This window comes from Brevundimonas sp. AVps7, assembly GCF_058681545.1.
On sequence record NZ_CM178742.1, the window covers coordinates 1,044,858 to 1,071,069 of the forward strand.

Annotated in this window: 19 protein-coding genes; 15 read left to right on the forward strand and 4 right to left on the reverse strand. The window is 66.0% G+C overall.

Translation table 11 applies throughout. The features are described from left to right. Positions 1-144: 144 nt before the first annotated feature. From ACW17Y_RS05190 to manD, 10 genes are all read left to right on the forward strand, one after another. Positions 145-882, forward strand: coding sequence for a UTRA domain-containing protein (locus ACW17Y_RS05190; protein WP_492037708.1), 738 nt, complete (start codon positions 145-147; stop codon positions 880-882). A 227-nt stretch (positions 883-1,109) separates the two neighbouring features. Next, the gene (locus tag ACW17Y_RS05195) at positions 1,110-3,896 is read left to right on the forward strand and encodes a TonB-dependent receptor (protein WP_492037709.1); all 2,787 of its coding nucleotides are present in this window, start codon (positions 1,110-1,112) and stop codon (positions 3,894-3,896) included. 68 nt (positions 3,897-3,964) lie between these two features. Then, entirely contained in the window at positions 3,965-4,603 is a 639-nt protein-coding gene (locus ACW17Y_RS05200) for a sulfotransferase family 2 domain-containing protein (protein WP_492037710.1), read from the forward strand. After that, positions 4,600-5,223 (forward strand): aspartyl/asparaginyl beta-hydroxylase domain-containing protein, encoded by a 624-nt coding sequence (locus tag ACW17Y_RS05205; RefSeq protein ID WP_492037711.1) that lies wholly within the window; start codon positions 4,600-4,602, stop codon positions 5,221-5,223. The genes ACW17Y_RS05200 and ACW17Y_RS05205 overlap by 4 nt, the downstream gene beginning before the upstream one ends. Then, entirely contained in the window at positions 5,220-7,139 is a 1,920-nt protein-coding gene (locus ACW17Y_RS05210) for a tetratricopeptide repeat-containing sulfotransferase family protein (protein ID WP_492037712.1), read from the forward strand. The genes ACW17Y_RS05205 and ACW17Y_RS05210 overlap by 4 nt, the downstream gene beginning before the upstream one ends. Before the next feature lie 3 nt (positions 7,140-7,142). Further along, a complete protein-coding gene (locus ACW17Y_RS05215; protein ID WP_492037713.1) occupies positions 7,143-8,108 on the forward strand; it encodes an aspartyl/asparaginyl beta-hydroxylase domain-containing protein in 966 nt (321 codons plus the stop codon). Further along, entirely contained in the window at positions 8,105-9,259 is a 1,155-nt protein-coding gene (locus ACW17Y_RS05220) for an alkaline phosphatase (RefSeq protein ID WP_492037714.1), read from the forward strand. Before ACW17Y_RS05215 ends, ACW17Y_RS05220 begins: the two co-directional genes overlap by 4 nt. Positions 9,260-9,668: 409 nt before the next feature. Beyond that, complete coding sequence (locus ACW17Y_RS05225; RefSeq protein WP_492037715.1) at positions 9,669-10,748, forward strand: alginate lyase family protein; 1,080 nt, start codon at positions 9,669-9,671, stop codon at positions 10,746-10,748. 57 nt (positions 10,749-10,805) lie between these two features. Next, positions 10,806-13,877 carry a TonB-dependent receptor gene (locus ACW17Y_RS05230; RefSeq protein WP_492037716.1) on the forward strand — a complete coding sequence of 1,024 codons (3,072 nt, stop codon included), beginning with the start codon at positions 10,806-10,808 and terminating at the stop codon, positions 13,875-13,877. Positions 13,878-13,950: 73 nt separating this feature from the next. Then, positions 13,951-15,222, forward strand: a complete 1,272-nt coding sequence (gene manD, locus ACW17Y_RS05235) for a D-mannonate dehydratase ManD (RefSeq protein WP_492037717.1) — start codon at positions 13,951-13,953, stop codon at positions 15,220-15,222. A 61-nt stretch (positions 15,223-15,283) separates the two neighbouring features. Here manD and ACW17Y_RS05240 read toward each other — a convergent pair whose 3' ends face one another. From ACW17Y_RS05240 to ACW17Y_RS05255, 4 genes are all read right to left on the reverse strand, one after another. After that, complete coding sequence (locus ACW17Y_RS05240; RefSeq protein ID WP_492037718.1) at positions 15,284-16,339, reverse strand: 2-oxoacid:ferredoxin oxidoreductase subunit beta; 1,056 nt, start codon at positions 16,337-16,339, stop codon at positions 15,284-15,286. Then, on the reverse strand, positions 16,336-18,174 hold the full coding sequence (locus ACW17Y_RS05245) for a 2-oxoacid:acceptor oxidoreductase subunit alpha (RefSeq protein WP_492037719.1): 1,839 nt from the start codon (positions 18,172-18,174) through the stop codon (positions 16,336-16,338). Before ACW17Y_RS05245 ends, ACW17Y_RS05240 begins: the two co-directional genes overlap by 4 nt. Then, positions 18,171-19,952: an FAD-dependent oxidoreductase gene (locus ACW17Y_RS05250; protein WP_492037720.1), complete on the reverse strand. Its 1,782-nt coding sequence runs from the start codon at positions 19,950-19,952 to the stop codon at positions 18,171-18,173. Before ACW17Y_RS05250 ends, ACW17Y_RS05245 begins: the two co-directional genes overlap by 4 nt. 281 nt (positions 19,953-20,233) lie before the next feature. Beyond that, positions 20,234-21,196, reverse strand: a complete 963-nt coding sequence (locus ACW17Y_RS05255; RefSeq protein WP_492037721.1) for an SDR family NAD(P)-dependent oxidoreductase — start codon at positions 21,194-21,196, stop codon at positions 20,234-20,236. Between the two features lie 138 nt (positions 21,197-21,334). On the opposite strand from ACW17Y_RS05255, the gene ACW17Y_RS05260 reads away from it, so the two are divergent. The 5 genes from ACW17Y_RS05260 to ACW17Y_RS05280 all read left to right on the forward strand — a co-directional run bounded on the left by ACW17Y_RS05260 (position 21,335) and on the right by ACW17Y_RS05280 (position 26,106). After that, positions 21,335-22,357, forward strand: coding sequence for an NAD(P)H-dependent amine dehydrogenase family protein (locus ACW17Y_RS05260; RefSeq protein WP_492037722.1), 1,023 nt, complete (start codon positions 21,335-21,337; stop codon positions 22,355-22,357). Between the two features lie 84 nt (positions 22,358-22,441). Continuing rightward, the gene (locus ACW17Y_RS05265; protein ID WP_492037723.1) at positions 22,442-22,972 is read left to right on the forward strand and encodes a nuclear transport factor 2 family protein; all 531 of its coding nucleotides are present in this window, start codon (positions 22,442-22,444) and stop codon (positions 22,970-22,972) included. 9 nt (positions 22,973-22,981) lie between these two features. Beyond that, complete coding sequence (locus ACW17Y_RS05270; RefSeq protein ID WP_492037724.1) at positions 22,982-23,740, forward strand: SDR family oxidoreductase; 759 nt, start codon at positions 22,982-22,984, stop codon at positions 23,738-23,740. A gap of 27 nt (positions 23,741-23,767) precedes the next feature. After that, positions 23,768-24,604, forward strand: a complete 837-nt coding sequence (locus ACW17Y_RS05275) for a DUF1295 domain-containing protein (protein ID WP_492037725.1) — start codon at positions 23,768-23,770, stop codon at positions 24,602-24,604. Next, complete coding sequence (locus tag ACW17Y_RS05280) at positions 24,601-26,106, forward strand: AMP-binding protein (RefSeq protein WP_492037726.1); 1,506 nt, start codon at positions 24,601-24,603, stop codon at positions 26,104-26,106. Before ACW17Y_RS05275 ends, ACW17Y_RS05280 begins: the two co-directional genes overlap by 4 nt. The last annotated feature ends 106 nt before the right edge of the window (positions 26,107-26,212 follow it).

Below are 26,212 nucleotides of genomic sequence, written 5' to 3' on the forward strand. Positions count from 1 at the left end.
GACATGGCTGGCAGTTTTGGTATGTACCAATGCGTTGAGCTGCGGTCAGCGAAGCTTTCGTGAAAAACTGTTGGCGGTTACGTGGCGCCTTGACGTCGAACTGTCGGGGCCGGATCGAAGGCCTGGTTCAATCCCAGGATTCAAATGGCGAACGCCGCCTTAGCCCCGAAGTCCGAAGGCCTGCACTATCTGGGCATGCGCGACGACATCGCGGCGCGCATCGCCGCCGGCGATCTGAAGCCTGGCGACAAGCTGCCGTCCGAGCGGCGGCTGCAGGACGAGGTCGGCGTCGCGCGCGGCACCATTCGTGCGGGCTTGTTCCAACTGGAGGCGGAGGGCGTGATCTATCGCCGCGATCGCAGCGGCTGGTACGTCTCGCCTCCGCCTGTGGTCTATGACCCGACCCGCTGGGAAGGCTTCATGTCCTATGTCGAGGCGCAAGGGCGCGATCCGACGACGGAGACGATTTCGGCCGAGCCCATCGTCGCCGACCCTCTTCTGGCCGAGGTTTTCTCACGCCCGCCCGGCTCGCCGCTCTATATGATTCGCCGCCGCCGCTACGTGGACAGCCGGGCTGTGCTGGTTGAGAGGATCGTCGTCGATGCAGCCCTCGCGCCGGATCTGTTGCGCTTCTCCTTCGACGAGTCGCTGACCAGCATCCTGAAGAGCGAATACGGCCTGTCCGTCGCCCGCAACCAGGTCAGCATGCAGCCCTGCGCCCTGACCGGTTATGAAGCCGAGGCGCTGAGGCTAAAGCCCGGCCTGCCCGGCTTGGCCGTCCAGCGCATCAGTTACGACGCCCAAGGCCGCGTTGTGGAATACGACCACGAGCACTGGCGTCACGACGCGGTGCGGATCAGCGTCGACATCCGCGTGCGTTAAGCCAGCCGGAGGGGACCCGGCCCGCCGTTCGCGGGGTCCGAACAAGACGCCCGTCCCGCCTCGATTTGGCCAGCGACGGGCCACATCTGGCTGTCTGCGTCGAACTGCCGATCATACCAGCGAGGTGATTTCCGATCGCCCGCACAGATCGGTCAGCGAAATGTCACGCGGGTGTTATCGCCGGCTGCTCTAACGGTCTGGTTCAGACCAGTTGGGGGATACAACACATGCTGAAGCGAAACTCTGTTCCGGCCGCGCGCCTGAAGTTCAAGCGCCTATTGCTAGCTACGGCGTCCGTGGCCATCGTTGGTGCAAGTTCCACCGGCGCCTATGCACAGGAAGCACCCGTCAGCGACCTCGATGAGGTCGTCGTCACCGGCTACCGCCGCTCGCTCAGTGACGCGCGCGACATCAAGCAGGACTCGGTCATCGCGGTGGACGCCATCGTCGCCGAGGACATGGCCAAGTTCCCCGACCTTAACCTGGCGGAATCGCTCCAGCGTCTGCCGGGCGTGCAGATCACGCGTGAGGCCGGCGAGGGCCGCCGCATTTCGCTGCGCGGCCTGGGCGCCGACTTCAGCCGCGTTCAGCTGAACGGGATGGAAGTTCTGGGCAATGTCGACTCCGCCCAGGACAGCCGCGGTCAGCGGTCGCGAGACCGCGCCTTCGATTTCAACATCTTCGCCTCCGAACTGTTCTCGCGCGTCGAGGTCGAAAAGACCTTCCAGGCGTCGCAGAAAGAAGGCGGCATGGCCGGCACGGTCGGCCTGTTCACCGGTCGCCCCTTCGATACCGGCCCTGGAATCCGCGGCGCCATGACGGCCAAGATCGGCGCCAACGAATGGACCGACGACGCCCAGCCGCGCATCGCGGCCCTGTTCAGCCAGAACTGGGACAATGTCTTCGGCGTCTCCCTATCGGCCGCCTACAGCCGCCGTCAGACGACGGAGCAGGGTCACAACACCTACAACTACGAACAGGCCAGCGCGTCTCGCCTGCGGAGCATGGTCGCCGGCGGGTTGAACATCTCCAGGCTGTCCGCTGCCCAGCAGGCGAAGTTCCTGTCCGGTGACCTCTACTTCGCAGACGGCAACCGCATCTCGTCGTGGAATGCCGAACAGGAGCGTTTGGGCCTGACCGGCGCGCTGCAGTGGCGGCCGACCGCGAACATGGAGCTGACCCTCGACGTTCTGCACGGCGAATTCACCACCGAGCGGGCCGAACTGCATCTGGCGACACGCCCGCTGAACTCGGCCGGCTCCGTCGCCTTCGACGGCGCTGCGGGCGCGCCCTGGCCGGCGATCTTCCGGACCGCGTCAGTCATCAACAACATCGCCTGGGACGCCAACAACTACGTCACCATGACGGATGTCACCGGCACGACGTTCGGCAGCGAACATCGCCGGTCCCGCAACGAAAATGTGTTCAACCAGATCGTGCTGACCGGCAAATGGGACCTGAGCGACCGCCTGACGATCGACGGTCACCTCGGTTACGAGAAGTCGACGTATGAGACGCCCTACGACGACAAGCTCTACATGCGGGCCAAGGGCAACCAGATCGCCAACTACGGCGCGGACGGCCGCTCGGCCACCTTCCAATATCCGGGCTTCGACGCCACCAACCCCGCCAACTACGCGATGGACTCGTTCTACTATCGCGGCTTCCACAATGAATCGGAGCTGCACGAGGGCGAGCTGAACGCGCGCTTCCTCCTGAACGACACCTGGACCCTCAGCGCCGGCCTCGCCTATCACAGGTTCCGGCAGGACGGTCGCGACACCTTCTATGACGACAACGTCAACGGCACGCGCAGCAAGACCCGCGGCACCTCGGTCGCGGACATCGCCGACGTCTTCACCAACGAGTTCGGCTCCTGGCTGGTTGGCAACTACGACCGGGCGTTCGCGAAGTACCGCGAGTACCATCGTTTCGGTCCCAACACCGACGGCACGGGCGGCGCGCTGCAGGACATCGAGAACGTCTTCGAGACCACTGAAGAGACGATTTCAGGCTTCATCCAGGCGGACTGGGAAACCGAGCTGATGGGTCGCCCGTTCCGCGGCAACATCGGCCTGCGCGGCTACACGACCGACACCCGCAGCGTCGGCTGGATCCAGGGCGACAGCTATGCCTACCTTGGCACGGCCGACGTCGAGGGCGGCTATGAGGGCGTGCTCCCGGCCCTGAACACCGTGCTGGAAGTCGCCCCGGACGTCCTGCTCCGTTTCTCGGCCACGCAGAACCTGAACCGTCCGGGTCTCGGCTCGATGGCGGCCGAAGGCAGCGCCTTCAAGAACGAGGACTCTGGCGAGATCACTGCCTCGCGCGGCAACCCGAACCTGGAGCCCTACAAGGTCAACGCCTACGACCTGGGTCTGGAATACTATTTCGGCGACGTCGGCCTGGTCGCTGTCAGCCTCTTCCAGAAGGACATCACCAACTACATCGGATCGCAGCGGCTCGAGAATGTTCCGTTCAGCCAGACGGGCGTTCCGTTCGGCACCATCCCGGGAGCCACGGCGAACACCATCGTCAATGAGTTCACGATGCCGATCAACATCGAGGGCTCCAACACGCTCAGGGGCGTGGAGCTGACGATGCAGGCGCAGCTGACCTTCCTGCCGGCTCCGTTCGACGGCCTGGGCGTGACGGCCAACTATACCAAGGTCGATGCCGATCAGGACCTGACCGGTTTCTCGCCCGAGAGCTACAACGCCACCGTCTACTACGAGACGACCCGGTGGGGCGCCCGCGCCTCCATGAGCCACCGCGACACCTGGTTCAGCGGCTATAGCGGCGATCCGATGAGCGCCGGCACGCGGGGCTTTGAGGCTTCAACCTACGTCGACGCCGCCGCCTTCTTCAACATCACCGACACCCTCCAGCTGACCCTGGATGCCGTCAACCTGACCAATGAAGAGGACACGCAGTTCTGGGGTCGCAACCAGTATCTCTACAATCAGAACCAGAGCGGAACGACCTATATGGCCGGGGTCAGCTACAAGTTCTGACACGATCGCCAGCCTGGACCGGGCGCCCCGCTCCATCGGGCGGGGCGCCCTTTCCTGAACCCAGACAAATGATCGTATCCCACCGCCACCGGTTCATCTTCGCCGCCGTGCCCAAGACCGGCACGCACGCCGTGCGACAAGCCCTGCGCGAGCACCTCGGAGACGAGGATGCCGAACAGGTGGGACTGTTCGTCGACAAGCGTTTTCCGTGGCAGGATCTGGCGGCCATCCGGCACGGCCACCTGTCGCTGCGGCAGGTGCGCCCGCACCTCGGCGAGGCGGCTTTCGGCGGCTATCTCAAGTTCGCCTTCGTGCGCAATCCGTTCGACCGCTTCATCTCCTACTGCGCCTTCATGCTGCGCGGCGGCGACGTCTTCGAGCGCCGTCCGCGTGACGTGATGCGCAACTTCCTGTTCGAACAGCCGCCCGAGCAGCACATCCTGTTCCAGCCGCAGGCTTCCCTTCTGGTGGACGGGAATGGCGAGACCTTGCTGACGGACCTCGTGGGCCGCGTCGAAGACATGCAGTCCTCTTACGATGCGATCTGCGCGCGCATCGGCATACCCTCCCGGCCGCTGGACCGGGTCAACGGCACGAAACGCGGCGATTATCGCCGCTATTACGATGCGGAGCTGGTCGACGCCGTCGCCGCCCGCTACGCGCAGGACCTGGACCTGTTCGGCTACACCTTCGAAGGCTCGCGGTGAGCGCCGTCGACCTGACCGGTAATCCGCGCAAGACCACAGGCGTTCGCCTGCTGGGGCCGGTCGATATCGTCGCGCTGCAAGCGGCCGTGCGGGCGATCCCCGAGGCTGTCTGGGACGCCGAGAACGCCGACAAGCCCAACAAGCTCGAGGCCCTCGACGCCACGCGCCACATCGTCTTTCGATTCATCGACAGCGGCCGCGACTGGCGTGCGTCGCACGACCGCCCGGCCTGGCCGGACTGGCGCCCCCTGCTGGAGCCGGTGATGGCCGCCGCCGTGCGCGACTACGGCTATGCGCGCGGCGTATTCCCGCGCGTGATGTTCGCCCGAATGCGGCCGGGTGGGGTGATCCATCCTCACATTGACGCCAATCCAGCGGCGAAGTGGCCCCACAAGATCCACGTGCCGCTGTCGACCAATCCCGGCGTGGTGTGCTTCTTCGGCGGCGAGGAGCACCATTTCGCCGCCGGCGAGGCGTTCGAGGTCGACAACCTGGCGCCCCACTGGGTGCGCAATGGCGGCGACACTGACCGCGTCCATCTGATCTTCGAATACTACGACGCCGACCAGCCGGAGCCGGCCTGGCTGGCGCCGTTCCTGCTGACCGGCGCCGCACGGTGAGCGGCCCGGCCGACGTCGACAGCCGTGACGCCTTGCTGCAACGCGCCCGCGACCTGCGCGCCCGTCAATGCATTCCGGAAGCCCTTGCTGTGCTCGCGCGCCTGCAGCAAGGGCACCCGCAGTTCAGCCGCCTTCATCAGGAGCGGGCTCACTGTCAAGTGCTGCAGCATAATGCGGCGGCGGCGGTTGAGGCCCTGCGCGAGGCGGTGCGCCTCAATCCTACGCTGCCGGCGAGCTGGGACATGCTGGAGCAGCTCCATCGCCTGCGCGGCGAGACAGCCGAGGCGGCCTTCGCGGCGGAGCGGCTGGCCGTCCTGAAGCAACTGCCCCCCGAGGTGGTCGCGGCCGACAGCCTGTTGGCCGACGGCGACCTTGAGCCGGCCGAAGCGATTCTTCGGGACTACCTGCGCAGGGCCGGCGACAATGTGGGCGCACTGCGGTTGCTGGCGCGAATCCGCCAGGCGCGACAGGCGCTCGAGGAGGCCGCGGTTCTGCTGGAAGCGGCGCTTGAATGCGCGCCGGACTATCACGCCGCCCGGCTCGACTACGCCATGCTGCTCCTCACCCGGCAGCAGCCTCTGCCGGCGCGCCGTGAGGCGGAACACCTGCTCGGCCACGACCCCGACAACCGCGACTACCTGAAACTGTACGCGGCGGCCTGCGTCGCCCTCGGCGACCACGAGCCGGTCATCGATCTCTACGAACGGCTGCTGGTCGATCGACCAGCCTCGGGCGCAGAGGTCGCGGACCTGCGTCTCTGGCGGGCGAACGCCCTCAAGGTCACCGGCCGACAAGACGAAGCCGTGGCGGACTATCGCGCCTCCCTGGCGGCGCGCCCGGACAACGGCGTCGCCTGGTTCAGTCTCGCCAACCTCAAGACCTACTGCTTCACCGATGATGACGTCACGCGCATGCGCGCTGCGGAAGCGCGCCACGATCTGCAGGAGATGGATCGGGTCTATCTGTGTTTCGCACTGGGAAAGGCGCTGGAAGACCTCACGGATTATGCCGGCTCATGGCGCTACTATGAGCGCGGCAACGCACTGCGCCGCGCCGCCGGCCGCTGGCGTTCCGAGGTCGCGGAGGCCTGCGCCCGGCGCTTGAAAACGGTGTTCACAGCCGAGTTCTTTGCTGCGCGGAGCGGCTGGGGCGTTGCTGACGCTGCGCCGGTCTTCATCGTCGGCCTGCCACGCTCGGGCTCGACGCTGATCGAGCAGATCCTGGCCTCCCATTCCGCAGTCGAGGGCACCCAGGAACTGACCGTCATCGACCGATACGTCGGCGAACTTTGCGGTCGCGATCCCCATTGCGGCCTGCCGCTCCATCCCGAGGCCATCGCGCGCCTGACGGCGGATCAGGCCCGCGCCCTGGGCCAACGGTTCCTTGCCGACACGGCCGTCCACCGCCGGCTGGGCCGGCCATTCTTCATCGACAAGATGCCGAACAATTTCTGGCACATAGGCCTGATCCAGCTGATCCTGCCCCGGTCCATCATCATCGAAGTGCGTCGTGAGCCCATGGCCTGCGCCTTCAGCAACCTCAAACAGCTGTTCGGCACGACCCACCATGCCTTCACCTACGCCCCCGCCGATATCGCCCGTCACTACCGCGCCTGCCTTGAGCTGATGCGGCACTGGGGCGAGGCACTGCCGGGAAGGGTGCTGACTGTGCAGTACGAAGACTTGGTTGACGACCTCGAGGGCGGGGTTCGGCGCATGCTGACGCATTGCGACCTGCCGTTCGAACCAGCCTGCCTGAGCTTCCACGAGACCCGGCGCAGCATCCGCACGCCGAGTTCCGAACAGGTGCGCCGGCCCATTGGCCGGGAAGGGCTCGACCAGTGGCGGAACTACGCGCCGTGGCTGGCGCCGCTGCGAGATGCGCTGGGCGACGCCCTGACCGGCTACAGGGACTGACCGATGCGTCTCGCCAAACCCTTCTTCCAGCTGCCCGTGCTGTTCGAGGTCGAGCGGCTTCAGGCTGAGGTCGCGGCCCTGCCGGCCGAGGCCTGGGTCTCACACCCCGACAGCGTGCCCGGCAACAGCGCGGCGCGCCTGATCAGCGCCGGTGGGATGGAGACAGATTCCGTACACGGACAGATGCTGCCGACGCCCTGGCTGGCGACCATGCCTTATGCGCGCCAGGTGCTGGCGGGCTTCGGCGTGGTGTGGAGCCGTTCGCGCCTGATGCGCCTCGCGCCCGGCGCGGTCGTGCCCGAGCACGCCGACATCAACTACCACTGGCACACACGCGTTCGTCTTCACATCCCGATCACGACGCGCAGGCAGGTGTGCTTCCACTGCGACGGCGAGACCGTACACATGGCCGCGGGCGAGGCCTGGATCTTCGACAACTGGCGCCGCCACCACGTGGAGAACGGTTCGGATGCGGATCGCATCCATCTGGTCGCGGACACCACCGGCACGGCCGCCTTCTGGCGGTTCGCCTGCGGTCCGACCCCGCCGCGCTCGCAGTGGCCGACGATGCCGTGGAACCCGGACATCGCTCCACGCCTGCTCACCGAGAGCGATCAGCATTCACCGATCATGCCCGCCGCGGAGGTCCAGCTGCTGGTCGACGACCTGCGTGCGGAACTGACGCCCGCCGCCGACACCCCGGACGCCAGGGCCCGCGTCGTGCGGTTCGGCCAGCTGCTGGAAAGCTTCGTCCAGGACTGGCGCCAGCTCTGCGCCCTTCACGGCGTCAGCGGTCGAGCCCGGTCAGAGTTCGAGCGACTCGCCGCGGCTGTTGGACAGGCAGCCCGGCCTCTGGGCGAGGGAGTGGTCGTTCGCACGAACCACGCCGGCGCCGTTTTGGTGCTCGAGAAGCGGGTGCTGCAGCACCTGGTCGCCGACACCCCTCCCACCTGGAACCGCACATCATGAAGCGCATCCGCCATCCGATCCTCCTGGCCCTCGCCGTCTCGCTTGCCCTGACGGCTGGGCCTGCGCTGGCCCAGGGCAATCCGGCGCCCGCCTCAGAGACGACGCAGCCGGCGAGGGCCAGGAACATCATCCTGTTTCTGGCCGATGCAGGCGGTGTCCCGACGATCTCCGCGGCCAGCCTGCTGGGTTATGGCGAACCCCTGCGCCTGAATGTTCAGCAATGGCCATATCTGGGACTAAGCGAGACCTCCCCCGTCGATGATTTCGTCTCGGATTCGGCGAACGGGATGTCGTCGATCGTGACCGGCGTGAAGACCCGTAACGGCGTCATCAGCCAGGGCCCGGACGCGGTGAGGGGTCAAAGCGACGGCGCGCGGACCAAGACCTTGCTGGAGCATGCGGAGGAGCACGGCCTGCGCACCGGCGTCATCACGACCCAATCCATCGCTGACGCCACGCCGGCGGCCACCTACGCCCATTCGAACGACCGCGGGAACTGGGGTCAGATCTTCGCCCAGGCCTTCACGCCGCGGTTCGGCGACGGCGTCGATGTGTTGTTCGGCGCGGGCCGTCAGGACGTCGGCGATCAACTGAACGCCCTGGGCACGAGCTTCGACGCGCTCGCCCAGACCCACGCCCGACCGATCTACGCGACGCTCGGTGATGCGCCGGCCGGGAATATGCGGCCCGTGGTGGTCAGCGACGCGATGGAGGTTCGCGCCGCGACGCTCCGCGCCCTGGACATCCTGCAACAATCGCCCCGCGGCTATTTCCTCATGGTCGAATGGGACGCCCACACCGACGATCCGCACGCGGGGCTGCAGAACGTGGTCGATTTCGACAGGCTGATCGCCGAGGTGCAGAGCCGGGTCGATCTCAGCGACACCCTGCTGGTGTTCACCGCAGACCACTCTTTCGGCCTGCAGGTCGACGGCGGCCGTCGTGGTGAACCGCTGCTGGAAGGCTATGACGCCTGGAAGGCCTCGGGCGATGAGGCCGACCTCGTTCGCCTTGAGAACGTGCTGGTCAACCGCACGCACACGGCCGAGGAGGTTCCGGTACTGGCGATCGGGGCGGGCGCCGAGCGTGTCCGGGGGTATTTCCCGAACACCCACCTGTTCCGGGTGATGATGGACGCCTGGGGCTGGTGACCCGACGTTGGGCCGGTGCTGTCGGGTGAACACCAAAAGTGTCTCCGGTATTTGTGGCTTAAGCCGCTAACGGGGATCATCCAAGGTCATCTGATCAGCAGACCCGGCTTTGGTCGCTTCCGCGCCGAGGCGGCGACCGCTTGGGCGGTAGCGACTGCCTGAATTCGGCAGGGTAGGGCGCTTCTCAGCCTGGCGCCAACTTGTGTGCGCTTCAGGCCGTGGAGGGTCTGGGTCAGGGGAGGGGGCCGTTGGCGCCAGACGCGCAACCGGTTCGAAAGTCGAAGCCGGCGGCGAATGGTAAGGCCGTTTGACGTATTGGTCAGGCCAAAATACTGTCCACCTTGATCGTTTTAAGGACAATGGCGTCCGGCGATCGATTGGAAACAGGAATGTCGCAATGAAAGCCGGTGTGACAGCCTTGGCAATCGTCCTTCTGTGCGCGGGCCAGTCGCGAGCAGAGGGCTATGCCATTTTCAGCCCGCAGGTCGTTTCGGCGCTGACCACGACCCGCAGCTCAGAGGCCGGCGTGGCGACGATCGCGGCTGCGGAGGCCGCGCTCGCGCGGACGCCCGGGCCGCTTCCCGTCGTGCATACCGAAGGGACATTGCCGGGACAGGGCATTCGCGACGCCAGTATCCTGGCGCGGCGCGATCTACCGACGATGCTCGACTTCGCCCTCGCCTGGCGCATCACTGGCGAACGGAAATATCTCGACGCCGCGGATCGGTTTTTGAGAGCCTGGGCCGAAACCTATGTCGTCTCGCTCAACCCGATCGACGAGACGAATTTCGACTCCATGATCCTGGCTTACGATCTGACCGAGCCGGATCTTCCGGAAGGGACGCGGGCGGCCATGGACGGCTTTCTCCGCAATCTGGCGACAGGCTACCTCGACGACATGGACGGTACGCCGACGCATTTCTACACCAACTGGCAGAGCCACCGCATCAAGATCGCCGCGCTCGCGTCATTCCAGCTCGGCGACGCCCGCCTGATCGAGCGGACCTTCGAGGACTACCAGAAGCATGTGGCCACCAACGTCCTCGCCGAGGGGACGGTGTTCGACTTCTACGAACGCGACGCCATTCACTACGTGCTCTACAACGTCGATCCGATGATGATGGCCGGCCTCGCCGCCCAGGCGCACGGGCTGGACTGGTTCGACTGGAAGAACGCCTCCGGGACCGGCGTCTCCTCGGTGATCGACTGGCTGACGCCCTATTTCGAAGGAACGAAGACGCATCAGGAGTTCGTTCATTCGCGGATCGCGTTCGACGCCCAGCGTCTCGCGGCGGGTCAGACGGAGTACGCCGGCCCGTGGCGGCCCGAGCGAGCCGTCAACACCCTCGCCCTGGCGAGCCTGCTCGACGATCGCTATTCCGCGCGTTTCGATGGTCTGGTTGCGACAACCGAGGGACGCCCGCGGTCCTGGATGACGGTGTATCGCGCGGCCCGTCAGGCCAATTCGCAAAGTGGCTTGACCAATTGAGATAACATCGTACCTTCCTGTTCAGCCGTCGCTTGAGAACGGCACGGGGTTGGAAACATGATCAGACAACGGGTGCTCCTTCTGGGGGCCGTGAGCGCGTTCGCGCTGGGCGGCGTCCTCTGTTCCGCCAGCGTCGCCGCCGCGCAGGCGAGCGGCGCTCCGCAGGCGGAAACGCCGGCGCAGGACGCCAACGATCAACTCGACGAAGTCGTCGTCACCGGGTTCCGCGGCGCCTACGCCAGTGCTTTGGCGACCAAGCGCAGCTCGGATCAGATCACCGATTCGATCTCGTCGGACGGCCTGGGCCGCTTCCCCGACCTCAATGTCGGCGAGGCCATCCAGCGTCTGCCGGGCGTGCAGATCAACCGCGAGGCCGACTCGCGAAACGCCACCATCAGCCTGCGCGGCCTGCCGGGCTCTTTTGCGCGCACGACCCTGAACGGCTCCGGCTTCGCCGATCCCATCCTGAGCACATCGACCAATATGGGGTCGACCCCCCTGGGCGCGTTCAACTCCGACATCTTCTCGGGGATCACCATCATCAAGTCGCCGGACGCCTCGAACGTCGCGGGCGGTCTGTCGGGCATCATCGACCTGCGGATCGCGCCGGCACTGTCGCGGCGGGACGGCGGCTTCGTGAAGGCGGCCTATGAATACAATGATCTGGGGAGCCAGGGGTCGCCGTCCTACACGGTCGGCTACAATACCCACCTGAGCGAAGACTTCGCCGTCTTCGGCACCCTGGCGTTCAAGGAAGAGAATTTCCGCCGCGACTCGATCACGGTCAACTCGTGGGCCAACCGTCTGGGTTCGATCCAGGTCGGCAACCAGGGCGTGCCGGGCACGAACCCGGTCTATGACGCCCTGATCGCCGCGAACCCGGGGGGGGTCTATTATCCCAGCCAGATGCGCCAGTTCGTGCGCCAGAACCGGGGCGACGTCTTCACCGGCGCGGCGGGCTTCGAATGGCAGGCGACCGACGAGGTCCGCTTCGGACTGACCGGCTTCTACACCAGGCGCCAGCTGGACGAGGGCACCAACCATCTTCTCTATATCGAGAACGGCGCGGGCCAGAACACCAACACCGCGCTGAACGCGACATCCGCCGTCACCCGGTTCACCAGCCTGGGCACGCCCTATGTGGCGGCCGACGGGCGGGCCTACATCAACGAGTTCTCGTCGGTGAACGCCCAGACCTTCGACTCCATCCGGTCTGAGCCGGTCACCCAGATGGTGTGGGCGATCAATCCGACGGTGACGTTCGAGAACGACGAGTGGCGCGCGACGCTGGAGGGCACGATCTCCCGCGCCGAGGCCCGCTCCGACCAGATCGAACTGGACATCGTCCAGAACGCCAATCGCAACCTGGGCCCGGCGGGGCTGAACGGAAACACGGCCTCGGTCTTCACCGGCGGATCGGACCTGTCCCGGTTCCGCATCACCCTGAACACCCCCAATGCCAGCCATATCCCGGCGAACGGGTACACCATCCCGGTGGCGGCCAACTCGGTCACCCAGGTCGGGGCCGTGATGCCGGGCCAGCTGGCGACGGTCGCGGGCGACCGGTTCGGCGTCACCGGCACCAACGGACAGGCGCTGACCGAACTGGACGCGGTCCAGTTCGACCTGGAGCGGACGCTGAACGGCTCGTTCCTGTCGTCCCTGATGGGCGGTCTGAGGCTCGAATCGACTTCCTTCGCGTCGAGCGGATCGCGCAACAGCGCCATGGGCATCAACATGGCGGGGCTCACCCAGTCCGTCTCGGAGGTGAATCCCTATGTCGGCGATTTCTTCGGCGGCGAAGCCGGCGGGTACACCTCCAACTGGCGCAGCGTAAACGTCGCCCGGACCCTGGCCGGGATCCTGCCCGTCAACACCACGCTCCGGACCACGGCCAATCCCAACGGAGTGACGAACCAGTTCCTGCTCGACCCGGCGACCGGCGTGTTCCTGACGACCTACGGTCTGGTGAACAACTACTGGGATCCGAACTACTGGAACAACAACTTCACCAACTCCAACGACACCTTCTCGGCCTATGCGATGGCCAAGTTCGACAGCGCGGTGTTCGGGTTCCCGGTGAGGGGCAATGTCGGTCTGCGCTATGAGAAGCTCGACACCTCGATCGTCGCCCTCGATTGCCAGGGGTGTTCGTCGGTGCGGGCCACGGCGGCGGGCGCGGTGAACCACTTCGTCACCGAACGCACCTATGGCAGCGAGAACGACTACTGGCTGCCGTCGGCGATGGCCAAGATCGACCTGACGGACGAACTGGTCCTGCGCGCCGCCTACTACCGGACCTATGTGCGTCCGCAGCCGCGCGACAACGTGCCGATCACCTCGGTGCTCACGCCGGACCCGGCCGTGGTCAACTCGCCCTATACGATCACCATCGGCGCCACGAGCCTGTCGCCCTACACGTCAGACGCCTATGATCTGGCGCTGGAGTGGTACAACCGGCCCGGAGGCGTGTTCGCCGTCTCCCTCTACCAGAAGGACGTGGACGGCTACATCGGGCCGATCGTCGATCCGACCCGGCTTTGCCCCTCAAACGGTCTGATCAACGGCGTCGACTTCGGCCTTGGACCCCTGACCATCTCGGGCACGAACTGCCTGACGGCCGCCGGCGTCCAGGTCCTGGCCAGCGGCAGCACCAACCAGGATCCGATCACTGTGCGGGGCGCCGAACTGGCGGTTCAGCAGAACCTCGACTTCCTGCCGGGCTGGCTGTCCCACTTCGGGGGCGCGGCCAACTTCACCTATATCGACATCGAGGGCACCACGGGCGCGGGCGTCCCGATCACCCTGCCCAGCGTGTCGCGCAAGAACCTCAACCTGATCGGCTACTACGAGACCGACAGGTTCGGCATTCGCCTGACCTGGAACTGGCGCGGCGACTACGACCTGGCCGCCGGCAACAGCTTCGTCGGCGATGCCCGCACGGTGGAGTCTCGGTCCCAGCTGGACGCCTCGGCCTCCTACAACCTGACGGACCGGATCACCCTGTCGGCGGACGCCTTCAACCTGACCGATGCGACGCGATCGGAATATCAATCCGACCCCATGCTGCCGCGCCGCATCGACTACGATGGACGGACGTATCAGCTGACGCTGCGCGCCACCTTCTAGCGACGAAACGCCCCCGAAACTGGGCCTGGAGGGCGATCCCGGTCGCCCTCCAACTTTTTTCCCGGACTGGCCGATGAACTTCCACGACAGAGCGAAAGAGACCCGGGACGGCCTTGCCGGGCATGCGCCGCGCGTCGAGCCGATCGCCCGCGTCCAGGTCATCGTCACCTGTCCCGGGCGCAACTTCGTCACCCTGAAGCTCACGACCGAGAGCGGAGTCACGGGTCTGGGCGACGCGACGCTGAACGGGCGGGAGATGGCGGTGGTCGCCTATCTCGAAGAGCATATCGCGCCCCTGCTGATCGGTCGCGACGCCCACCGGATCGAGGATGCCTGGAACACCCTGCACAGGGGCGCCTACTGGCGCGGCGGGCCGGTCGATATGACCGCCCTGGCCGCCGTCGACGTGGCCCTGTGGGACATCAAGGCCAAGCTTGCAGGCTTGCCGCTGTATCAGCTGCTGGGCGGGGCCTGTCGAAGCGGCGTCACCGTCTACGGCCATGCCAACGGCGAGACCATCGAGGACACGATCGCCGAGGCCCGCAAGTATGTGGCCATGGGCTACAAGGCCGTGCGGCTACAGTCCGGCGTGCCGGGCATGGCCAGCACCTACGGCGTGTCGAAGGACAAGCTGTTTTATGAACCGGCGGACGGCGCCCTGCCGACCGAGAACCGGTGGTCGACGCGGCGCTATATGAACAGCGTCCCCGATCTGTTCGCCGCCGCGCGCGACGCCCTGGGCTGGGACATCGACCTGCTGCACGACGTGCATCACCGGCTGACGCCGATCGAGGCCGGGCGGCTGGGCAAGGACCTGGAGCCCTATCGCCTGTTCTGGCTGGAGGACGCGGTTCCGGCCGACAACCAGGCGGCGTTCCGCACGATCCGCGCGCATACGACGACACCGCTGGCGGTAGGCGAGGTCTTCTCATCGATCTGGTCGTGCAAGACCCTGATCGAGGAGGGGCTGATCGACTATATCCGCGCAACCGTGGTTCACGCGGGCGGGATCACCCACCTGCGCAAGATCGCGGCCCTGGCCGACATCCACCATGTGAAGACCGGCTGTCACGGCGCCACAGACCTGTCGCCGGTGACGATGGCGGCCGCCCTGCATTTCGGCCTGTCGGTCTCGAACTTCGGGCTGCAGGAATACATGCGCCATACCGCCGAGACCGACGCGGTCTTCCCGCACGCCTACCGTTTCGCCGACGGCATGATGCACCCCGGCGACGCGCCGGGCCTGGGGGTGGAGCTGGACGAGAGCCTGGCGGCGACCTTCCCCTACAAGCGCGCATACCTGCCGGTGAACCGGCTTGAGGACGGTACGGCCTTCTACTGGTGACACGTCCCTTGTTGCAGCGGGGCGTAAGCCCGCGGACGCGACCGCCAGAGCGGGCCGACGACTAGCGCAGCGCTGCGTTGATCCTTTCGAGGGCCGCAGCGCCCGGGACCAGTTCCGCGTCGGACAGGGCGTTGAGCGGCTTTGCGACCGTCGCCAGGGCGTCATGCAGATCTTCGGATCCGGGGTCGACAAAGAGCAGGCCGGTCACGATCTCGCCGACGGCCTCCCGCTCGTGGAGATAGGCCATGGCCTTGACCCGGTCGGTCGCGTCGTAGTCGCGGGCGACCTTGCGCAACATCAGGACCGATCCGTCGTGCTGGGTGACCTCGACGAGGGAGCCGGGTGCGTAGTCGGCGGTCACGGGTGAGCGACCGAGGATCACGTCCAGCCGGTTGACCGCCTCATTGTGCTCGCGGACCCAGTCGAAGCTCTTGGTCGATCCCTTGTGATTGTTGAAGGCCACGCAGGGACTGAGCACGTCGATGAAGGCCGCGCCCTTGTGCCTGAGGGCGGCCTTGATGAGCGGTACAAGCTGGTCCTTGTCGCCGGAGAAGCTGCGGCCGACGAAGGTGGCCCCCAGCTGTAGCGCCATGGCGACAAGGTCGATGCCGCTGTCGGAGTTGACCGCGCCCTTCTTGGACTTGCTGCCCTTGTCGGCGGTGGCGGAGAACTGGCCCTTGGTCAGGCCGTAGACCCCGTTGTTCTCGACGATATAGGCCATGTTGACCCCCCGCCGCATGGCGTGGGCGAATTGGCCCAGACCGATCGAGGCGCTGTCGCCATCGCCCGAGACGCCCAGATAGATCAGGTCGCGGTTGGCCAGATTGGCCCCGGTCAGCACCGACGGCATACGTCCGTGCACGGTGTTGAAGCCGTGGCTGGCGCTGAGGAAATAGTCCGGCGTCTTGGACGAACAGCCGATCCCCGACAGCTTGGCGAGCCGGTGCGGCTCCAGGTCGATCTCGAAACAGGCCTGGACGATGGCGGCGCTGATCGAGTCGTGGCCGCAGCCGGCGCACAGGGTCGAGACCCGACCTTCGTAGTCGCGGCGGGTGAAGCCGAGCGTGTTGGTCGGCAGGGACGGATGATGGAACTGCGGCTTGACGATGTAAGTCATTGCGCCATCTCCCCCGCCGCATTCGCGTCGATCGCGCCCATCCCCCGGGCCAGCTCGGCCTGGATGAACCGCGCGGTGATCGGCGAGCCGTCGTAGTTGAGCACCTTGACCAGCCGTGCCGGGTCGACGCCGCCCTCGTTGACCAGCAGGGTGCGAAGCTGGGCGTCGCGGTTCTGTTCGACCACGAAGACCAGTTCGTGATGGGCGATGAAGTCGAACACCTCGCCGGGGAAGGGGAAGGCGCGGATGCGCAGGGCGTCCACGTTCAGGCCCCGCTCCTCGAGACCGGCCAGGGCCTCGTCCATCGCCGGCGAGGTCGAGCCGTAATAGATCACGCCGTAGGACGTCTGTTTCGGGGCCTTGCGCAGAATTGGCGCGGGCACGAGCGTCCTGGCCGTGTCGAACTTGCGCAGCAGCCGCTCCATGTTGTCGACATAGACGGCGCCCTCTTCGCTGTAGCGGGCATAGGGATCGCGCGAGGTGCCGCGGGTGAAATAGGCGCCTTTTGACGGATGGGTCGCCGGCAGGGTGCGGAACGGGATGCCGTCGCCATCGACATCCTTGTAGCGGCCGAAATCGGCCCCCGCTTCGAGCATCTCTGCAGTCATGACCTTGCCGTGGTCGAGGCTGCGAGCGTCATTCCATTTGAAGGGCTCGACCAGCCATTCGTTCATGCCCATGTCGAGGTCGAGCATGACGAAGACCATGGTCTGCAGCCGGTCCGCCAGGTCGAAGGCCTGGGCGCCCATTTCGAAGCACTCGCCCGGCCCTTCGGGCAGCAGCAGGACGTGTTTGGTGTCCCCGTGACTTGCGTAGGCGGCCGACAGGATGTCCGACTGCTGGGTGCGGGTCGGCATGCCGGTGGACGGGCCGCCGCGCTGGACGTCGAAGATCACCGCAGGGATCTCGGCGAAGTAGGACAGGCCGATGAACTCCTGCATCAGCGAGACGCCGGGTCCCGAGGTGCAGGTGAAGGCTCGCGCGCCGTTCCAGCCGGCCCCGACGACCATGCCGATCGAGGCGATCTCGTCCTCCGCCTGGACGATGGCGTAGCGGGCGTGTCCGGTTTCAGGATCGCGACGCAGCTTGCCGCAGTAGTCGGTGAAGGCCTCCGCCAGCGAGGTCGACGGGGTGATGGGGTACCAGGCGCAGACCGTGGCCCCGCCATAGACCGCGCCCAGCGCCGCCGCCGTGTTGCCGTCCACGAATATCCGGTCGCCCACCGCATCGGCCCGCTTCAGCTGCAGACCGAGGGGCTTCAGGCTCTGTTTCGCATGGTCAAAGCCGATGTGAAGGGCTTCGATATTGGCCGGGATCATTGCCGGCTTGGAGGCATATTCTGCGGCCAGAAGCGCTTCGACCACGTCCTGTTCGATGCCGAGCAGGAAGGTCAGGGCGCCCAGGCAGATGATGTTCTTCATCACCTTGCGCTTGGACGGCTCGACATAGGCGGCGTTGCACAGGGCGGTGAGAGGGATGCCGACGACCGTGATGTCATCCCGGAACCTGCTGGCCGGCATGGGCTTGGTGGAATCGTAGAACAGGTAGCCGCCCGGATCGATCTCGGCGACGTCCCGATCCCAGGTCTGGGGATTCATGGCGACCATCAGATCGACGCCGCCGCGGCGGCCGAGCCAGCCCTGGCCGCTGACGCGGATTTCGTACCAGGTCGGCAGGCCCTGGATGTTCGACGGGAAGATGTTGCGCGCCGCCACCGGCACCCCCATCCGCAGGATCGCCTTGACGAAGAGGCCGTTGGCGCTGGCCGAACCCGAGCCGTTGACGTTGGCGAACTTGACCACGAAGTCGTTCACCGCACGGGTCTGACCGGTCATTTGGAGCACCCGCCGGCGTGGGTCATCTCAATGATGATCTTCTGCATGTCCCAGGCCCCGGTCGGACAACGCTCGGCGCACAGACCGCAGTGCAGGCACACGTCCTCATCCTTCACCAGCACCCGCCCCGTGGGCAGGGCGCCGGATACGTAGAGGTCCTGACTCAGATTCAGGGCCGGCGCCTTGAGCCGGGGGCGCAGCTCCTCTTCCTCTCCATTGACGGTGAAGGTGATGCAGTCGGTCGGACAGATGTCGGCGCAGGCGTCGCATTCGATGCACAGCGGCGGGGTGAAGACCGTCTGGATGTCGCAGTTGAGGCAGCGTTGAGCCTCGGCCAGCGCCAGGGCCGCGTCGAAGCCCAGCTCGACCTCGGCCCTCACATTGCCCAGGGCTTCGGCGATCGGCAGCTGGGGGACGATCTGGCGATCATCGACGGAGATGTCGTTGTCGTAGCTCCATTCGTGGATGCCCATCTTCTGGGAGGAGACCAGCACGCCGGGCGGCGGACGGAGCCGCACGTCAGTCCCGCGGCAGAAATGGTCGATCGAGATCGCCGCGTCATGACCATGGGCCACGGCCCAGATGATGTTCTTGGGCCCGAACGCCGCATCGCCCCCGAAGAAGACCTTGTCGTTGGTCGATTGAAGGGTGGTCTCATTGACGACAGGCATGCCCCATTCATCGAACTCCAGACCGATGTCACGCTCGATCCAGGGGAAGGCGTTCTCCTGACCGATCGCCACCAGCACGTCGTCGCATGCGATGTGTTCGTCAGGCGCTCCCGTCGGCTTCAACGTCCGGCGACCCTTCTCATCGACCACGGGCGTGACCCTTTCGAAGGTCACCCCGGTCAACTGGCCGTCGGCGTGGGTGAAGGCCTTGGGGACCAGGAAGTTGAGGATCGGGATGCCCTCGTGGACCGCGTCCACCTTCTCCCAGGGCGAGGCCTTCATTTCATCGTAGCCGGAGCGGACGACGACCTTGACGTCCTCGCCGCCGAGGCGGCGGGCGGTGCGGCAACAGTCCATGGCCGTGTTGCCGCCGCCCAGAACGATCACCCGCCGACCGATCTTCTCGATGTGGCCGAACGAGACGCTGGAGAGCCAGTCTATGCCGATGTGGATGTTGGCGGCGGCTTCCCGTCGGCCCGGAACGTCCAGATCGCGTCCGCGGGGCGCGCCGGTGCCGACGAAGATGGCGTCGTAGTCTTCCTTGAGAAGGGCGCTCAGGCTTTCGATGCGCTGACCCAGCCGCATCTCCAGACCGAGGTCGGTGATGTAGCCCATCTCCTCGTCGATCACGCTCTCGGGCAGTCGGAACCGCGGAATCTGGCTGCGGATCATGCCGCCCGCCCTGGCGTCGGCGTCATAGACCACGACGTGATAGCCGAGCGGGGCGAGATCCCGCGCCACGGTCATTGAGGCCGGCCCCGCGCCGATGCAGGCGACCTTCTTGCCGATCCGGTTGACCGGCGGGGTCGGCATGCGGGCGGCGACATCGCCCTTGTTGTCTGCGGCGACGCGCTTGAGCCGGCAGATGGCGACCGGCTCGTCCTCGACCCGTCCACGGCGACAGGCGGGCTCGCATGGACGATCGCAGGTCCGCCCGAGGATGCCGGGAAAGACGTTGGACTTCCAGTTGACCATATAGGCGTCGGCGTGGCGCCCCTGGGCGATCAGCCGGATGTATTCGGGAACGGGCGTATGGGCCGGACAGGCCCACTGGCAATCGACGACCTTGTGGAAATACTCAGGCGCCTCGGTGTTCGTGGACTCCAACGCATGGAACTCCTCTTCCCCCGCTCCTGTGCCTGGGTAAGAAAAGCCGTCTCCGTCTACACAGGAGCGGTCCTCCTACGCACGCAACAGATGCTCAAGCGGTCACTCTAGACCGCGCGAACAGCGCTAGCCAGTATCTGTATTGATTGACTGTTATCGTCATCAAACCAGATGTTTGGCGCTCCTTGCGCCCGATCCTCGAACTTCAGATGGGACGCAAGGCGGCCCAAGCGATTGAGCTCAATGCTTGCCGCCGGGCCATATCCGGGCTGGCAGCGCCGTCACACGGCCAGGCGTGTTCGATCTGCTTCAAGGAAGGCGACCACGTCGGCGATCGAGGTGCGCGGGTTGCGGGTGTGCGGGTAGGCGTGGGCGGTGCGGGGTTTGCGGTCGAACCAGATCTCGTCAACGACTTCAGGAGGCCGCGTTGCGGCCAGCCAGTCGATTGTGTCGGCGCCCTCGTGGTCGTTGCGCAGGATCGGGGCCAGCACCTTGCGGAACTTCGGAAGGCTGGTCTTCACCCCGGCCGTATCCGCCCAACCGGGATGGACGGCATAGGTCTTGATGCCGTCAGCGGCCCAGGCGGTGCGCCAGTGTTCGGCAAGGGCCAGCTGCGCGCGCTTGTGGGCGGCATAGGCGGCGAAGCCGTTGAAATGCGCCTCGGGAATGTTGAGCATCTTCTTGTTGAGGCCGAGATTGTAGAGACCGCCGGAGACGACGTTGATGATGGCTGCGCCGGGCTTCAGCTCGCCGGCCTTGTGCAGGTCCTCGGTCAGGATCCAGTGGCCCAGGAGGTTGGTGGCGTAGGAGGTTTCCAGTCCCTCCGGGGTCGCCTGGAATGAGCGCATCAGAAGGCCGACATTGTTGACGACGACGTCGAACTTCACCGCCGCGATTTCGGGGCGTTTCGACAGGCCGGCGACGGCGGCCATCGACGACAGATCGCAGGTGATGGGGACGATCGTCCCTGGACCGCTGGCCTCGCGCACGAGGTCGCCGAGCGCCTTCACATTGCGACCGATGGCGTAGACGGTCGCGCCCTTGGCCGCCGCCCGCAGCGCTGTGGCCTTGCCGAGACCGCCCGTGGCGCCGGTGACCAGCCAGTTCTGGCCGACGTAGTTGGCCTTTACCGGTTTGAACGGCAGGCCGCGCGCGACATAGCCGACGCGCGTGAACGAGGGCGCGAAGCGCGCGTAGAAATTCGCCGACTTCATCAGCGCCTGCCAGAAGGGGGGCTCGGCCATGGACATCTCTCCGCGCGATCCGCTGTCGCTTGCGTAAACACACTAATCGTTCAACGGCGCTTGGCAAGCAGCTTGCGTTTCTGGACTTATCGCTTCACCGTCGATGAGCAAGACGCGGCGAAAGCGTGGGGAGGCGTGATGACCAGACCCATCCGGGTGATCCAGTGGGCGACCGGCTCGATGGGCAAGGCCTGTCTGCGGGCGGTGTTGGACGACGACCGGTTCCAGCTGATCGGGCTGTTCGTCTATGGCGAAGCCAAGGCCGGACGCGACGCCGGCGACATCGCGCGCAGGCCGGAGACGGGGGTTATCGCGACGCGGTCGATCGACGAGATACTGGCGCTGGACGCCGACGTCGTCATTCATACGCCGATGCTGTCGGCACCCTATGTCGGGCACGACGCGGACGTGAAGCGGCTGCTGGAATCCGGCAAGAATGTGGTCTCGATCAACCACTATTTCGAGCCCGCCGCGCTCGGCCGGACCTACGCCGACGGGCTGGCCGATAGTGCGATCAAGGGTGGCGCGACCCTCGCCGGAACGGGCGTCAATCCGGGCTGGGTGGCGGAGCGGATGGCGGTCAACGCCGTCGCCCTGTGTCTGTCGCACAGCAACATCGCGACCCGGGAAATCATCGACTGCACAACGGTTCCGAACCCGGGCTATGTCTTCGGGGCGCTGGGGTTTGGTTCCGCTCCGGGAGCGATCGACCTGGCGAACGGGCCGCTGGCGGAAACCTTCACGGCCATGTTTTCGCAGAGCGTGGAGGGCTTGGCCGTGCGGCTCGGCCTGTCGCTCGACGGCTTCGAACCGGACCATGCCGTCAGCCTGGCCGAACGCGATCTGACCATCGCCGCAGGGGTCATCCCGAAGGGCTCGGTTTCGGCCACGACCTGGCGTGTGCACGGCCTGATCGACGGGGTGCGGCGTATCACGCATGAGGTCAACTGGATCATGGATCCGGCCCAGGCGCCGTTCGCCGGCAAGCCGCATTGGGAGATCGAGGTCGACGGCCTGCCAGGCGTCCGGATCGCCATGGACCTGGTCGATACCGCCCCCGACGGTGTTCGCACGAAACCGGAACAGTTCGCCGTGGCGGCGATGGTGTTGCAGGCGATCCCGCGCGTGGTCGCCGCCCCGCCGGGCCTGCTCAGGCTCTGAAGCCGGCCAAAGCGACTTGCCCGCTAACGCAAGCCATGTCACTTTCGTTTCAAGACTGAATAACAGTCATCGGAGGATACCAGGATGGCCAACCGCGACCCTGAGGTTCAGGCCCTGCTCGACAAGAAGGCGATCGAGGAGGTGCTGCTGAAGTTCCTGCGCGGCTGCGATCGCGCCGATTCCGACCTCGTTGAACGCGCCTACTGGCCCGACGGTTGGGAGGATCATGGCGGCACTTTCGACGGACTTGCGTCCGAATGGGTGGCGGTGATCAAGGAGCGGCTGCCCAAGGCCGGGCTGATGAATCACATGGCCATGAACCTGATCATTGAACTGAAGTCGGCGACCACGGCGACGGCTGAATGCTACATCCTGACGGCATCGCGCCTGACGGTGAAGGGGCAGGAGTTCGACACCCGCACCCTGGCCCGCTGCGTCGATCAGATGGAGAAGCGCGGCGACGAATGGCGCATCTTGCGCCGCACCATGTGCTGGGAATGGAACGAGGAGCACGAGCTCTCCGAAACCTGGGCGCGCGGGGCGATCACCCGGGACGCCTCTGTGCTGCGGCGCGGGGCCAAGAAGCCCGACGACATCATCTACACGGCAGCCTGAGGCGAGCGCATGGATATCCAGGGCTCAGTCGCGATCGTCACCGGGGCCAACCGGGGTATCGGCGAAGGCTTCGTGCGCGTGCTGATCGAGCAGGGGGCGGCCAAGGTCTATGCCGGCGCCCGCGACCCCGCCTCGGCCCAGCACCTCGTCGATCAATACCCTGGCAAGGTCTTCGCCGTGCGTCTCGACGTGGCGAAGCCGGACCAGATTGCCGAGGCGGCCGCCGCCTGTCCGGATGTATCGGTGGTGGTCAACAACGCCGGCGTCTCAACGGGAAAGCTGCTGATCGGCTCGGACGATATGTCGGCTATGCGCGAGGAGATGGAGGTCAACTATTTCGGCCCCGTCGCCATGTCTCGCGCCTTCGCGCCCGTGCTCAAAGCCAACGGCGGCGGGGCGATCCTGAACGTCCTGTCGGTCGCGGGCATTGTCGCAGTGCCGAACATGGGCGGCTACAGCCCGTCGAAGTTCGCCATGCGGGCGGCCGGCTCCTGCATCCGCGCCGAGCTGGCCGGGCAGGGGACCAGCGTCACCTCTCTGATCGTCGGCTCGGTCGACACCCGGATGGCCTCGCACGTGAAGGGGGCCAAGGAGGCGCCAGAGGACATCGCCCGCGCGGCCATGAAGGGCATCACGCGCGGGGTCGACGAGATCGACACAGACCGGTTCGCCATCGAGAGCCGCGCCGCCCTGGCCCGCGATCCCAAGGGGATGGAGCGGGGCATGGCAAAGATGCTGCACGCCAAGGAACTGTCGACCGGCCGCTAGGACCGATCACGAGGGGGAGACCAGACCATGCCGCCCATCACCGAAATCCTGAGCATTCTCGGGATCAATTTTGCGATCTGCGTCGCGTCCTTCGTCATCCTGTGGGGGATCGGCGTCGCCATTCGGGACGTCACCTTCGTGGACGCCTGGTGGGCCCTGGGTCTGGCCTTCATGGGAGTGACGACCTTTCTGATGGCCGACGGATCGGACCAGCGGATGCAGCTCATTCTCGTACTGGTCTGCGTCTGGGGTCTGCGGCTGGGCGGGTACATGCTTTGGCGCTGGCGCGATCACGGCCCGGACCGTCGGTATGTGAAGATGCTGGATCGCGCCCAGGAGAAGGGCATGAGCTATCCGAAAGCCGCCTGGGTCATGGTGTTCCAGCTGCAGTCGCCGATCCTGTTCATCGTCAGCCTGCCGGTGCAGCTCGGCCAGCTGTCCGCGACGCCTGTGGCGGTGGGGATGATCGGCTGGATCGGCGCCGGCCTGACCGTCTTCGGCATCATCTTCGAAAGCCTGGGCGACTGGCAGATGGTCCGGTTCAAGAAGACGCCGGGCACGGCCGGGACCGTCATGGACAGGGGCCTGTGGCGCTACACCCAGCATCCCAACTATTTCGGCGACCTGTGCGTCTGGTTCGGCCTGTGGCTGATCGCGGCGGAGACGGGGCTTCTGGGCGCCGCCTCGATCGTCGGGCCGCTGCTGCTGCTCGTGATGTTCTTGAAGTACAGCGGCGGCGTGTCGTACGAAAAGCGACTGAAGCACACGCGTCCCGGCTATGAGGGCTACATGGCCCGGACCAGCCTGATGATCCCCTGGCCGCCAAAGACGGCGGCTGCCGTGGAGACGAAGTCCGCCGCATGATCAGCCCCGCCCGGCCACGCATGATGTCCACGCCGGGGGTCGCCATGCCGGCGCCCCGGGCGGTGGGAGCCCTTTTGAACGTCCATGCCGCGCGGGACCCGGATAGACCGGCCCTGACGTTCGAGGGCGTGACCCTGACCCGGCGTGAGCTGGCGGACCGGGTCAACCGTCGGGCGCGGACCCTGGCGAAGGCGGGGGTGATCGAGGGGGATTTCGTCGCCATCGCCCTGCCCAACTGCCCGGCATTTCTGGAGCTGGCCTTCGCCGTGTGGACGCTCGGCGCGACGCCGGCGCCCCTGTCGCACAAGCTGCCTGCGATCGAACTGGCCGGCATCCTCGATCTGTTGAAGCCGCGCCTGATCGTGATCGAGGATGGGGCAAGGGCGGGCAATACACCTCGCCTCTCCGAGGCGGAGACGTATGACGCGTCGGAGGATCCTTCGCCCCTGCCGGAGATCGTGTCCAAACATCTGAAGGCCATCGCCAGCGGCGGTTCGACCGGGCGCCCCAAGGTCATCGTCGACATGGCCCCGGCCATGGCCGATCCCGACGTCCTGCTGCTCGGCATGATCCCAGACGATGTGCTGCTGAATCCGGGGCCGCTGTACCACGCGGCTCCGTTCGGCATGACCTGTTTCGCCATGGGCTGGGGTCTGCACATCGTCCTGATGCCGCGTTTCGACGCGGAGGAAACGCTGAGGCTGATCGACCAGTACAAGGTCAGCTGGCTGTTCCAGGTGCCGACGATGATGCACCGCATCTGGTCCCTGCCCGATGACGTGAAGGCGAGTTACAACGTCTCGTCGCTGGACGCCGTCATGCATATCGCCGCCGCCTGTCCGCCCTGGCTGAAGCAGAAATGGATCGAATGGGTGGGGCCAGAGACGGTCTGGGAGATCTACACCGGCACGGAGGCGCTGGGCGGCACGGGCATTCACGGGGTCGAATGGCTCGATCACCCCGGCTCGGTCGGCAAGGTCCTGCCCGGCTACGAGATGAAGGTGTTGAACGAGGCCGGCGAAGCCTGTGCGCCCGGCGAGGTCGGCGAGATCTATTTCATGCCGCTGCGGGGGCAGGGGACGACCTACAAATACCTTGGCGCCGAGCCGCGTGCGAACGGTACGTTCGAGACCCTGGGCGACATGGGGTATGTCGATGACGACGGCTGGCTCTATCTGGCCGACCGGCGCGTGGACATGATCGTGTCGGGCGGGGCCAACGTCTATCCGGCCGAGGTCGAGGCGGCGATCGACAGCTTCCCCGGCGTCCAGTGCAGCGTGGTGGTGGGGCTGCCAGACACGGACTTCGGTCAGCGGGTTCACGCCATCGTGGAGACGGCGGACGGGGCTCTGGACGAGCGCGCGCTGAACGCCTTCCTCGCCGAGCGGATCGCGCCCTACAAGCGCCCTCGCTCGCTGGAGGTTACGACCGAACGGCTGCGTGACGATGCGGGCAAGGTGCGTCGCTCGGCCTTGCGGGCCGAGCGGATGCCGGCCGTTTAAAGGTGCGAGTTGGACTCGGACAACACCGAGTCCAATGAGTGCAATTCCGAACGTAATCTTGCATTATAACGATGCAAGTTATTGAGTTAACGCGTTAAACCGGGCT